Here is a 12,267-nt window from a genome sequence, read left to right as displayed (position 1 = left end):
AGGCATAACAGTCATCTTCACTCTGAAAGTCTTCCTGGAAAATCAACCAACTCATTTCCCCATAATTTGGCTTAACCCCAATATTGCTGCTCATGATGTTTATTATAAATAATTGGGTCAGCTAAGTCAATAGGCCATAATGTTATATTGATTACTGGATAAACAGATAAAATCTATTAAAGTATGAAACCTTTTATATTGATGGTAGGAGGAAGATATGCTTATTGCAGAAAAGCTCGAAAGTCCATAATCATATAATGAATTTAATCCTTTTTATGACAATTGCTATAAATGGTGAAAAATGCGTTTTTATTCCAGCGCTCTTGCTAAGGCCTGTCCCGGCTTTGTTTAATCCTGAGTAATAAATTCTGTATAATAGATATGTTCCAAGATGCTGCGCAGATATCAAAACGGAAGAAAAGAGTGTGGCGGAGAGACAGGGATTCGAACCCTGGGTAGAACTTTCGCCCTACACTCGCTTAGCAGGCGAGCGCCTTCAGCCGACTCGGCCATCTCTCCGTTTTGTTTGTGGCGGAGGGAGTAGGATTCGAACCCACGGAGCCGTTAAGCTCAACGGTTTTCAAGACCGCCTCCTTAAACCACTCGGACATCCCTCCATTTTGAATGGTCTCTTTTCTAACATCATATCAGATACACGTCAAGAATTTATAGGATAAGAAAGGTATTATTTATTATAATTTTTCAAAACATAGCATGATATCATTAAAAATATAAAACCTCATTGATCTTGATAAATCAAGATGATAGAGTTTTTTTATAAAATAAGCAGACTGTGCGTAAATATTAATTAAACCCCGAAAATATGAAGTGCGGGAATAAGAACAAAAAGGATCAGATATAATGAATATTCTTGAATATCCTTCAAAGCAGGCTGAAGCAAGGCTTAAGGCTATCATCAACAGAGGGCTTGCTTTCAGCCGCAAGGATTATAATGCTGTTAACCGTATACTGGAAGATGTTCGAAAAAGCGGGGACAGCGCGCTTGTAACTTACGCCAGGCGTTTTGACTCTCCGGCTATAAATCAGGACTCTATTAAGGTTGGCAATAAAGAAATTGATTCCGCTTTTAAAAAAACATCAAAGGCTTTCAAGGCTTCTTTAAATCGTGCAGTTTCCCAGATAGAAGCATTTCACAGGCAGCAAACACGATTATCCTGGATAAATAATAAAAGAAACGGTGCTTTTCTCGGGCAAATTATTAATCCGGTTGATGCAGCAGGAATATATGTGCCGGGTGGTAAAGAAGGGAAAACCCCGCTTGTTTCATCAGTTCTTATGGGAGCTATACCGGCAAAGATTGCCGGAGTGCGTCGGATTGTAATGGTTACTCCGTCTACAAAAGACGGCAGTATTAATCCGCATCTTCTTGTTGCGGCCAAGACGGTTGGCGTTGATGAAATATATAAAGTCGGAAGCGCCTGGGCGATAGCTGCGCTTGCTTACGGCACCGAAACAATTTCCAGGGTGGATGTTATTGTCGGTCCTGGAAACATGTATGTGACTCTTGCAAAAAAAATTGTTTCAGGAACAGTTGGAATTGATATGACGGCAGGGCCAAGTGAGATTCTTGTTATTGCGGATGAAAGCGCAATACCCGAATATACTGCTGCTGATTTGCTTTCCCAGGCGGAACACGATGCCCTTGCTTCGGCAATGTTTGTTACTGATTCCATGAAAACGGCAAAAGCAGTTCTTGCAGCTTTAAATGACCAGCTTAATAAGCTTGAAAGACGCGATATTGCCGAAAAATCTCTTTCGAAATACGGCGCTATAATCGTTGTCTGCGATATTTTAGCTGCAATAGAGCTTTCAAACAGAATAGCTCCCGAACATCTGGAACTTCAGATAAACAACCCTTTTGAGTATATCGGAAAGATAAAAAATGCAGGCGCAGTGTTTCTTGGAAACTACACTCCCGAACCTGTGGGAGACTACATCGCAGGGCCTAACCATGTGCTTCCCACTGCAGGAACGGCAAGATTTTCATCAGCCCTTTCTGTGGATAATTTTATAAAAAAGACAAGTCTTATAAGTTATACAAAAGAGGCTTTCAATAGAGAAGCAAAAGATATCATTATGCTTGCCGAAACCGAGGGGCTTGGCGCACATGCCAATTCGGTAAGAATCAGGCTGAAAGATACTAAAAAAGTTTAAAACATAAAGCATGATCAACTATCTAAAGGGCTAAAGCCAAATGAAGCGATAGGACAGCCAATTCGCCAGCCACCATAAAGCCGGACCATTTGAGTAATTTTACCATATATTTATTTAAGATAAGGTTTACGTTTCTATAGTTTTTTGAACATACTACCCAGAAATAGATAATAAAAAGCGTAAGTCCGATAAAAATCATAGCAAAAAAAAGAAGCGCATCCCATACTTCCTGGCCAAGACAAAATACGCAATGATGAAAAGGAAGCCCAAGAAACAGCGGGCTTATTTTGGTATGCAGCGCAAGAATAAATACTATAAAGGCAAATGTAGTAACCAGAGTTTCAAAAAGCATTAGCGTTTTATTTCCAAACCACCATTTATTGCCGGAAGATAAGCTTCTTTTCTGGCCAATAAAAAAGTGCAGGATTTCCCCCAGAATAAATAGTATGAGGATATAAAATATTATAAGCCAGATCCATGTTGATTGTGAAACGACCGAAGGAATATTGTCCGTAGGAACGTCAAAAAGAGATGTGCAGCAAGATACCTGACGGGGAGGATTGGAAAAGAAAAAGGAAATATCAAGAATAGTTTCAAGAAGTATTAAAATTCCCAGAGGAGCAATAAAAAGCAGTTTTTGTTTCATAAAAGGCTGGGATTCTGCCTGACGGTCTAAAAAGTTCAGGATTAACCAATACCCGTATAAAGCAGGAAGAAGCAGTTTGAGAGCGCTTGCAATATAAGATAAGGGGGCATTAACATTATGTACTCCTACGAGACACATAGCTCCGGGAATTGAGATTATCATGCTGTGCAGGGAAAAAAACCATAAGGGCGCCATCAGAAGCCTTATGAAAAATCCGACAGATAATATTGTAATAAGAAGATAAACTCTTTTTTCCAAAAGATATTGTTCATCCGCCTGGCTGTTGATATCCCATTTTTTCCAGACATAGAATCCGTTAAATGCAGCAACAAGTCCTATGAAGATAGAAACAACCGAGCATACGAGATATGTAACTATATAGTTGTTTATAATCATAATATTTTACCCGAATCGAAACTGACCATTCGGTCGATCAATTTTGTAATAAGCGGCTGTGAATCGTGAAAAGATATAATTATTGTTTTGCCTTTTGTTTTCAACTTTTCCAGAACAGTAATAACTGTCCTGGCATTTTCAACATCTATATTGGAAAGCGGTTCATCAGCCAGAATAATTTCAGGGTCATTAATCAACGCTCTGGCAACGGCAGCCCGCTGCTGTTCCCCCCCGCTTAACTCATTTGCATAAAAATCAGCTCTGGTTTCAAGATTCAATTCTTCCAGCAAATTCATAGCTTTCTTTTTTCTCATTTTTTCAGAAATTCCCATTGGCAGCAGAGGGATGGAAACATTCTCCCATGTGGTGTATCCTGAAATGAGGTTGAATTGCTGAAAAATAAAACCGAATTTTTCTCTTCTTATGGCAGATAAAAAATGATCGGGAAAATGGGATATTTCCATATCTTTCAGAAAGAACCGCCCGCTAGTAATTCTAGTAAGACAGCCTGCGATGTTCATAAAAGTTGTTTTACCTGAGCCCGAAGGCCCGTTTAGCACAACGAATTCTCCTTTTTTGATATCAACGGAAACGCTGTCAAGAGCTTTGACTTTCACCTTTCCCGACCGGTAGCTTTTTGTAACTTTATCAAGCCTGATCATAACTGGGTTATTTCCTTATCGTTTCATCCGGATCAACAATGCCGGCCAGCCATGCAGGGATGGCGCTTATTGCCGTTAATGGAACTATCCCCAGAATAAAAAGAAGCGCAACAGAGTTAAAATCACAGTTTACCGGAACGGGAAATTTTGGATAAATACTGGCGCAGCCAAGGCAATATCCTGATATTCCCGGCGTACCCATCAGAGCATAGACAAATCCGGCAAGAATTCCGGCGGATGTACCGAAAAGACTCAGGCTGAGAGACTCCATCATTTTCATCTCTATGATTTCCCCTGCTTGCCATCCCACGGCTTTTAATATTCCAATTTCTTTGCTCACATCAACGCTTATATGGGCTGATTGTGCCCAGATTAAAAGAAGGATAGTTACAAGCAATATAAGCCACATTGCCTGAAAGGTCCCCCCTCTTCGCCCGAAAGCCTCTTCCACCAGATTGGTCAGCGCTTTAGCTGTTAATACCCTGACATTTCTGAAACGTCTGACAATTTCCCGTGCGATTAAATCGGCATTTTCAGGGCTATCCGCATATATAAGAAGATCGGATGCCTCATCTTTTTGATAGTTAAAAAATTCCCTGGCATCATCTATAGATACAAGTACCAGATCAGTGCTGTAAACTTGTACAGTATTGTTAAAAATTCCTACCACTTCAAATTCACCCTTATTTCCTAAAGTATCTTCGATTTCAAGCCTGTCTCCCACATCGGCATCAAAACTTAAAGCTACTCCACTTCCAAGCACAGCTTTATGGCGATCTCCTGCGGCAAGAAAAGTGCCTTTTTCAATTGTCCATGGAAGTTTATTGCTGTATAAAAGATTGTCAAGATCAAGGCCCATCAAAGTAAAAGCTGCATCAACAGATCCGATTTTTAACGGAAGATACCCCCATGTTCTGGCAACAACCTTTTTCACATGACTTATATCTTCAATCTTTGTAACCGGTACCTTTCCAAATTATAGATGTTGGGGAGGTGAGCGAGCCCTTTAGGGTGAGCTCGCGGAGCCTCCCCAACTCTATAATTTGGAAAGGTACCGGTTACAGATATCATTTTATCTTGTTATAGTGACAATGTTATGATATGTATTTTAATATATTGAAAATATTTGTCTTATGAAATATTATGAAGAAAGATGAATTTTATCTGAAAATATTTAAACCATATTGCACGAAGATCAAATAATCAAAATCAGGATAGGTCCTTTTGAAATATATTCCTAAATTAGAAGCCATGAGCTACAGGTTTGACTTTGAAATAGGCCACCTTATTAAAAGCCCGTGCAGAGAATGCCAGTGTAGAATAAATTTTCCTGAATGCGCCGAGACTTGTGTTGTTTTGGGCAGACTTCAGTCTATATTATCCGAAGGTATTTCATGCACAAGAAGAATCTGATACTGTCTTGTATTTGGTCTGAGATTAGTTAAATTATCAGGTCTGATAATGCAAAAACCGGAGCAGCATAAATCTAACAGCTACGATATTTCCGAAGATAAGGAGGGCTTTTTTACTATTCATTTTCATGGGGAAATGGACGCGCAATCCTCCCCCGGAATAATCGGTAAACTCCTTGGCGAGGTAGATTCATTATCCCTGCTATCCATTACAGCCGATCTTGATGATGTTTCATATTTTGATGATTTCGGTCTGCTTGTTCTGATAGAATTGCAAAAAGCCGCAAAAAATAAAAACAGCTCCTTTAATGTTACAGACAACAGCGGTAAAGCAAAAAATATTCTTTATTTACTGGAATCAAACTTTGAAAGGTCTGTATTACCTGCTAAACAAAACAGGTTGCAACTAAAAATTACGCAATTAGGTGAGTCGGTATTGGATAATATTTCCAATTCCAGGGTGTTTGTTTCTTTCATAGGCTCCGTTGCTTTATCATTTTACCAAATTTGCCGTCATCCAAAGTCTCTTCGTATTAATGACACAATATTGCATATGGAAAAAACCGGCGTTAATGCTCTGCCCATTATAGCCCTTATCAGTTTTCTCCTCGGACTTGTTATTGCTTTCATGTCTTCTCTTCAGCTGGAACAGTTTGGTGCAAATTTATATGTTGCTTCTCTTGTATCTATCGGCATGGTTTCGGAACTTGGCCCTATAATGACTGCTATAGTAATTGCAGGAAGATCCGGGTCCGCTTTTGCCGCCGAAATCGGGACCATGAAAATATCGGAGGAAACTGACGCCCTGTTTGTTATGGGATTTGATCCTACTCTTTTTCTTGCAGTTCCCAGAATACTCGCATCAATTATTGTGGTGCCGCTGCTAACCCTTTTTGCAGATATTTTTGCGATTGCAGGCGGCCTTGTGGTGGGGGTATTTATTCTTGATCTTACTACAAGCTCATATCTGACTCAAACAATGAATGTATTGAATCTTTTTGAAATATGCTGGGGTATTTCCAAAAGCATCGTATTTGCCGTAATAATCTCCTGGGTTGGATGCTTAAGGGGTTTTCAGACAAAAGGAGGAGCCGATGCAGTTGGAAATGCAGCTACATCCGCTGTTGTGAGCAGTATTTTCCTTATTATCCTGATAGATTCAATGTTTGCAATAGGACGAAGCTACTGGAGGTAAATAACGGCGCTTATGGGGGAAAATATACTTACAGTAAGAAATCTCGTTGCCAGGTATGGTGACGAGGTGATACTTAATAATATCAATTTAGATGTTATAAAAGGTGAAATTCTTGTGATTTTAGGAGGAAGCGGTTGTGGTAAAAGCACTCTTTTAAGGCATATGATAGGACTTTCCACACCTGCATCCGGGAGTGTTTATGTTGGTAGTACGGACATTACGGAATGCGATACGGAAACATTTCACAACATCTTAAAGGGAATAGGCGTTTTGTTTCAAAACGGAGCACTTTTAGGCTCAATGACTGTCGCTGAAAACATCGCTCTTCCGATTGCCGAATATACCGGTCTTTCCAAAAATTCAGTCGATATCCTGGTGAATTTAAAACTTAGTTCCGTTGAACTTGAAGGTTATGAAGATTATCTGCCTTCCCAGCTTAGCGGAGGAATGAAAAAAAGAGCCGGGCTTGCGCGGGCTCTTGCCTTAAATCCGAAAATATTATTCCTTGATGAGCCAACAGCAGGACTTGATCCGGTGATTTCATCCGAAATTGACCGGCTTGTAATGCAGATAAATGAAAAATACGGCACAACGATTGTAATTATCACACATGATCTTGATACAATATTTACAGTTGCAAAACGGGTTATAATGCTTGATAAAAAAACCAAAAGCATAATCGCCGAAGGCGATCCGAAACATTTAAAGGATCACAGCCCTGATCCTGCGGTAAGACGATTTTTTAACCGTAATGCAAAAGTATAGACTTTCAGATAATGTTTTGGCAAGGCCGGAAGTAGCCCTTCTAAGTAAAGCCTACATCCGGTACGCAGTCGAAGCAGGGCGACTGATAACGCAGTCCAATAATTTTATCTGAAAGAATATGGAAATAATATGGCTACAATAAAAACCAAACTCAGCGTAGGTATTTTTGTTATAATAGGGTTTATTATCGCATTCCTTGCAATAATCTGGGTTGGCATGTCACACTATTTTGAGCAGGGGCGTCTGTATTCTGCATATTTCAATGATTCGGTACAGGGGCTGTCAAAAGACTCGCCTGTAAAATTCAGAGGAGTTACAATCGGAAGAGTTTCTGAAATAGCTGTTGCTCCTGACGGAAAGCTTATAGAAGTTGTATTAAAAATAGAATCCGATATGAAACCGGATGAAAATATAGTCGCTCAGTTAAGATCTGTTGGAATTACAGGCATTATGTTTGTAGAGCTCGACTTGAAGAAAAATGGCGAGTCGAATCTTTCTCCGCCGCTTGGCTTTGTCCCCAAGCATACAGCTATTAATACAAAACCATCTGAAATAACACGTTTTATGGATAGTATAAGCGATGTTATAACCCAAATCAATAAGGTTGATTTCGAAGGATTATCAGTTAAAACAAAAGCGACTTTAGATAAAATCAACAGCGCGGTAAACGAAGCAAAAATTGAGAATTTTTCTTCCGACATAAAAGAATCTTTAGAAAAATGGAACACTGCGATTACCTCGGTGGGAGATGCGGCGGGTGTATTTAAAACATTTACATTAAATACCGACAATACTGTGTCAAATCTCAACAATGCTGTTACAAAAATAGATGCTATAATAACCGGCAATAAGGACAGTGTTGCTCAGGCAATTAAAAATTTAAACCATGCAGTGGAAAATGCAGAATCGCTTGTGATTGATGGAAAAGAATTTATAAGAAACTCGGATCAAAACTTTTCATCTATGCAACAGCAGATACTTTCCACCATGCAAAGCCTGGAAAAAACCAGTGAAACCCTGAACCGCTCAGTTGATCAGATTTCGGATCAGCCCTCCCTTCTTCTTTTCAGTTCCCCTCAACCTGAAAAAGAAATGGAAAAGGATTAGAAGCGGCAATAATTTTACAGGAGCTATTATGAAGATTTCCTTGAAAACCTATTCAATAATTTATTTTGCATTTTTGCTCGCATGTGTTTTTTTAATGCTAAGCGGATGCGGCGGATTTGGCGGATCGGAAACAAAAACTGATTTTTATACACTTGAATATGACCCGCCAAAACTTGCCGGTTTAAATACCCTGCCGTTTATTATAAAGGTTGATCGTTTTAAATCCCCTTTATATAATTCCGATAAAATCAGTTATAGAAAAAATGATTTCCAGACTGATGAATATCTTTATCACAGATGGGAAACAGACCCTGCAAGACTGGTTTCATATTTTCTTTTCAGAGATATCAAGAACTCAGGTCTTTTTAAAGGAGTTTTCACTTATGAAGCAGGTTTTCCGGCCACTCATTCCGTTTCGGGAACAGTTGATGAGTTTTTTGAAGACGACAGAGGAAAAACATGGGAAGCCGTGCTTTCACTTGATATTGTTCTCATGGCGGAAAATGAGCCCGACTTAAGCAAAAAAATTCTTTTTCAGAAAAAATACAGTACCAGAAAAGAATGCGCCAAAAAAAATCCCAAGGCTCTTGCAGAAGCAATGAGCAAGGCTATGCAGGAATTATCAGGACAGATTATTAACGATATATATAAAAGCCTGCCAAAAAAAATTGAATAGATATAATGGGTTGCCTGTTGGAACATCTGCCGGTATTAATAAAAGGACCACCTTCAACAGGGTTTGTGATTTTATATGGGTTTTTGGGCCGTAAAAAAGGGATCGGGAAGAGAAGGCTTGATCCATAGCACCAGTTTCCCAACCAAAATACAATATGGGAGAAATTATTTATGTCTCATCAAAGCTTAGTTGATCTTATCGAATGGGAAAGTCTGAAAAAGCAAGCCGGTATTATAAATCGCAAGCAAAATCATCTTAAACATCTGATAAATGAAAAAGGCCGGATTGATAATTATTCCTTAAACGGCGCCGGTATCATATATGATTTTTCAAGGCAAAGAGTTGATGAAAAAACAATTGCGCTTCTTCTTGAGTTAGCAAAAGCAAGAAAAATAAAAAAACAGTTTAAAGATATGATGGATGGAAAAAAGATCAACAGTACAGAAAAAAGAGCGGCACTCCACACAGCCACAAGGTCTTTTTCAGATTCCCCGGTATTATTAAACGGAAAAGATGTAATGCCCGAAATACTGGCAGTAAATAAAAAGATCAAAGACTTTTCAGACAAAGTCCATTCCGGAAAAATTAAAGGCTCAACCGGTAAAGCATTTGAACACCTTGTAGTAATAGGAATAGGAGGTTCATATCTTGGAACAGAATTTGTCTCTGCAGCGCTAAAGCATCTTGCCAAAAATAATATAAACCTTTATTTTCTTTCAAATGTCGATATCCATAATTTTGCGCAAATAGCGGCATCAATAGATCCTGAAAAGACTCTCTGGATTGTGATTTCAAAAACATACACAACTGCCGAGACAACCGCAAACACGAATCAGGCTATTGAATTTATGAAGCAACAAGGGCTTGATCCTGCAAAGCATCTTATTACTGTAACAAGCAAGGGAAGTCCCGGAGATGATCCCGCATCGAACCCGGTATTGGCATCTTTTCATATGTTTGATTTTATAGGCGGAAGATACAGCGTTACCTCGGCAGTAGGAGGTGTTCCGATAAGCCTTTATCTGGGATATGATGTTTTTGAACGTTTTTTAAGAGGGGCCGAAGAAATGGATCTGCACGCAAAAGAAGCCCCTTTGCATAAAAATCTGCCTTTGGTAGCAGCACTGATCTCGGTATGGAACAACAATTTTCTTAATTACCCGGCGCAGGCAATAATTCCCTACGCCTCCCCTTTATCAAAGCTTGCTTCCCACATTCAGCAGCTCAGTATGGAAAGTAACGGAAAATCTGTGACAAAAGACGGTAGTATCCTTGCTGTGCCTTCAGGAACAATTATATTCGGTGAACCCGGGACCAATGCCCAGCACTCATTTTTCCAGCTTGCACACCAGGGACGGCCGTTTCCCATAGATTTTATAGGTGTCATAAACCCATGCTGTGAGCAGTATAAAAATAAGTCAAAAGGAGTTACAAACCATCAGGAACTCTGGGCCAATTTAATAGCTCAGCCTACAGCGCTTGCCACAGGCAAAGAAGATAAAGATCCGGCGAAATGCTTTTCGGGAAACAGGCCCTCATCCACCATTTTGTTAAATGATTTATCTCCCGAAAATATCGGCCGGCTTCTGTCTTTCTACGAAGCAAAAACAGTCTATGAAGCTTTCATATGGGGCATAAATCCCTTCGACCAGTTTGGCGTTGAGCTGGGAAAAAATCTTGCTTCCGATGTCAGAAAGAAAATGGCTGAAAAAAATACAAACCGGGAATATGTATTTGATGACGCGGATCCGATTACAAGGTTTTATCTGGAAAAGCTGTTTTTGATGACTACCCCGGTTATTAAATGAATTAGCTGATTGGGGATATAATCGGGATCGGATTAAGTTCATACCCCTGTATTCAAGGAGATTTGATGAAACTTTTCTCCTTACCCCAAACCATATTTTTTCATTTTTCTCCACAGTGTAGTGCGGGGAATATTTAATATCTTTGCAGTAATGCCCTTGTTATAATCGGAACGTTCAAGAACCTTGCCTATAAATTTTTTTTCAAGTTCATCCAAAGACATGAGTTTTCCGCTTTCTATAGAGTCAAACTCAAGCTGCTGTAGATCAGAAGGAAGATCGCTTGGCCGGATTTGGTCATAATCGGTTAAAGCTACAGCCCTTTCAATAATATTTTCCAGTTCACGAACATTTCCGGGAAAAGTATAATTGAGCAAAATCTCAAGCGTCTGCTGATTAATCCCTGCAACAGGTTTATGAAATGCGAGACTATATTTATTAATAAAATGCTTTATCAGTAAAGGTATATCATCTTGGCGTTCTACCAGTTGTGGCAGGTGAATTGTTACCACGTTTAATCTGAAAAAGAGATCTTCCCTGAAGTTTCCTGAGCTTACCTCACGCTTTAAATCTTTGTTGCTTGCGGCTATAATCCTGATATCGAGATCGATCGGCCTTACACCGCCTACACGCATAATGCGTTTCTCCTGTATAACATGCAGCATCTTAACTTGCATGGATAACGGCATCTCGCCGATTTCATCAAGAAAAACAGTTCCGCCATCCGCAGATTCGAGAAGTCCGATACGTGTGGCTGTGGCGCCGGTAAATGCGCCTTTTTCATATCCGAATAATTCGCTGTTTATCAGTTCATCAGTAAATCCGCCACAGTTGAAAGAAACAAAAGGCCGCTCTTTTCGAAGACTGGTCTGATGGATTTCTCTGGCTACAAGTTCCTTGCCTGTTCCGCTTGCGCCCTGAAGAAGAACATTGCAATCCAACGGGGAAACCTTGCGGATCATAGAAAAAACCTTTTGAATAGCTGTGCTTGATCCTATTATGCTTTTAAATTTATCTTTACCATGAAGGGCTTGTCTGAGCTTTTTATTTTCAAGACAAATGCTAAGTTTTTCAAACGCACTTTTAGCCAGAAGTCTTATCTCACTTAACTTTAAGGGTTTTGGCGCATAGTGATAAGCACCCTGCTTGATTGCCTCTATAGCTTTATCAATAGAGCTGTAGCCAGTAATAATTATTACTTCGCTATTTTCATTTATTTTTTTGATTTCGGCCAGAAGCTCCATCCCGTTTATGTCGGGAAGCATAAGATCAACAAAAACAATCCCGAAAGGTGAGGCCTTCATACGCTCAAGAAAAGGACTTCCGGAAGTATAAGTCTCAACTTTAAAGCCGTCTTTAGTAAGCGCTTTGGACAGAATGCGGCAGACTGTAATCTCATCATCAACAATAGCTATCCGTCTTTCCATA

11 protein-coding genes and 2 tRNA genes are annotated in these 12,267 nt (G+C 39.6%); 7 read left to right on the top strand and 6 right to left on the bottom strand.

The genetic code is table 11. The annotated features are described in order from the left end of the window. Positions 1 to 426: 426 nt before the first annotated feature. Together VXK47_RS01835 and VXK47_RS01830 are read right to left on the bottom strand one after the other, a co-directional pair. A tRNA-Ser gene (locus tag VXK47_RS01835) sits at positions 427 to 519 on the bottom strand. Positions 520 to 529: 10 nt separating this feature from the next. Further along, a tRNA-Ser gene (locus tag VXK47_RS01830) sits at positions 530 to 617 on the bottom strand. A gap of 244 nt (positions 618 to 861) precedes the next feature. Between VXK47_RS01830 and hisD the strand changes: the two genes are divergently transcribed. Continuing rightward, complete coding sequence (gene hisD, locus VXK47_RS01825; protein ID WP_435547070.1) at positions 862 to 2,175, top strand: histidinol dehydrogenase; 1,314 nt, start codon at positions 862 to 864, stop codon at positions 2,173 to 2,175. 22 nt (positions 2,176 to 2,197) lie between these two features. Here hisD and VXK47_RS01820 read toward each other — a convergent pair whose 3' ends face one another. From VXK47_RS01820 to VXK47_RS01810, 3 genes are read right to left on the bottom strand one after another with little or no spacing between them, the layout of a single operon-like run. Further along, complete coding sequence (locus VXK47_RS01820; RefSeq protein ID WP_435547069.1) at positions 2,198 to 3,217, bottom strand: hypothetical protein; 1,020 nt, start codon at positions 3,215 to 3,217, stop codon at positions 2,198 to 2,200. Beyond that, on the bottom strand, positions 3,214 to 3,879 hold the full coding sequence (locus VXK47_RS01815; RefSeq protein WP_435547068.1) for an ABC transporter ATP-binding protein: 666 nt from the start codon (positions 3,877 to 3,879) through the stop codon (positions 3,214 to 3,216). Before VXK47_RS01815 ends, VXK47_RS01820 begins: the two co-directional genes overlap by 4 nt. A gap of 7 nt (positions 3,880 to 3,886) precedes the next feature. After that, positions 3,887 to 4,822 (bottom strand): ABC transporter permease, encoded by a 936-nt coding sequence (locus tag VXK47_RS01810; RefSeq protein WP_435547072.1) that lies wholly within the window; start codon positions 4,820 to 4,822, stop codon positions 3,887 to 3,889. 281 nt (positions 4,823 to 5,103) lie between these two features. Here VXK47_RS01810 and VXK47_RS01805 point away from each other — a divergent pair, with 281 nt between their 5' ends. The 6 genes from VXK47_RS01805 to pgi all read left to right on the top strand — a co-directional run bounded on the left by VXK47_RS01805 (position 5,104) and on the right by pgi (position 10,842). Continuing rightward, positions 5,104 to 5,292, top strand: a complete 189-nt coding sequence (locus VXK47_RS01805; protein WP_435547067.1) for a hypothetical protein — start codon at positions 5,104 to 5,106, stop codon at positions 5,290 to 5,292. 48 nt (positions 5,293 to 5,340) lie between these two features. After that, positions 5,341 to 6,486: an ABC transporter permease gene (locus VXK47_RS01800; protein WP_435547066.1), complete on the top strand. Its 1,146-nt coding sequence runs from the start codon at positions 5,341 to 5,343 to the stop codon at positions 6,484 to 6,486. 12 nt (positions 6,487 to 6,498) lie between these two features. Further along, a complete protein-coding gene (locus VXK47_RS01795; RefSeq protein ID WP_435547065.1) occupies positions 6,499 to 7,251 on the top strand; it encodes an ABC transporter ATP-binding protein in 753 nt (250 codons plus the stop codon). A 129-nt stretch (positions 7,252 to 7,380) separates the two neighbouring features. Next, a complete protein-coding gene (locus VXK47_RS01790; RefSeq protein ID WP_435547064.1) occupies positions 7,381 to 8,358 on the top strand; it encodes an MlaD family protein in 978 nt (325 codons plus the stop codon). A 28-nt stretch (positions 8,359 to 8,386) separates the two neighbouring features. Beyond that, positions 8,387 to 9,034 (top strand): ABC-type transport auxiliary lipoprotein family protein, encoded by a 648-nt coding sequence (locus tag VXK47_RS01785; RefSeq protein ID WP_435547063.1) that lies wholly within the window; start codon positions 8,387 to 8,389, stop codon positions 9,032 to 9,034. 170 nt (positions 9,035 to 9,204) lie between these two features. Continuing rightward, positions 9,205 to 10,842, top strand: coding sequence for a glucose-6-phosphate isomerase (gene pgi / locus VXK47_RS01780; RefSeq protein WP_435547062.1), 1,638 nt, complete (start codon positions 9,205 to 9,207; stop codon positions 10,840 to 10,842). A gap of 80 nt (positions 10,843 to 10,922) precedes the next feature. On the opposite strand, the gene VXK47_RS01775 is transcribed toward pgi, so the two are convergent. Next, positions 10,923 to 12,266 (bottom strand): sigma-54-dependent transcriptional regulator, encoded by a 1,344-nt coding sequence (locus tag VXK47_RS01775; protein ID WP_435547061.1) that lies wholly within the window; start codon positions 12,264 to 12,266, stop codon positions 10,923 to 10,925. Between the last annotated feature and the right edge of the window lies 1 nt (position 12,267).

Origin of the sequence: Desulfobacterium sp. N47 (assembly GCF_051233685.1) — a bacterium.
Lineage (GTDB): Bacteria > Desulfobacterota > Desulfobacteria > Desulfobacterales > RPRI01 > RPRI01.
This window is presented reverse-complemented; position numbering and strand designations above follow the sequence as displayed.

Coding starts and splice junctions, on each gene's coding strand:
- VXK47_RS01775 (WP_435547061.1), bottom strand. CDS start 12,266: ATGGAAAGACGGATAGCTATTGTTGATGATGAGATTACAGTCTGCCGC.
- VXK47_RS01795 (WP_435547065.1), top strand. CDS start 6,499: ATGGGGGAAAATATACTTACAGTAAGAAATCTCGTTGCCAGGTATGGT.
- hisD (WP_435547070.1), top strand. CDS start 862: ATGAATATTCTTGAATATCCTTCAAAGCAGGCTGAAGCAAGGCTTAAG.
- VXK47_RS01785 (WP_435547063.1), top strand. CDS start 8,387: ATGAAGATTTCCTTGAAAACCTATTCAATAATTTATTTTGCATTTTTG.
- pgi (WP_435547062.1), top strand. CDS start 9,205: ATGTCTCATCAAAGCTTAGTTGATCTTATCGAATGGGAAAGTCTGAAA.
- VXK47_RS01815 (WP_435547068.1), bottom strand. CDS start 3,879: ATGATCAGGCTTGATAAAGTTACAAAAAGCTACCGGTCGGGAAAGGTG.
- VXK47_RS01820 (WP_435547069.1), bottom strand. CDS start 3,217: ATGATTATAAACAACTATATAGTTACATATCTCGTATGCTCGGTTGTT.
- VXK47_RS01790 (WP_435547064.1), top strand. CDS start 7,381: ATGGCTACAATAAAAACCAAACTCAGCGTAGGTATTTTTGTTATAATA.
- VXK47_RS01800 (WP_435547066.1), top strand. CDS start 5,341: ATGCAAAAACCGGAGCAGCATAAATCTAACAGCTACGATATTTCCGAA.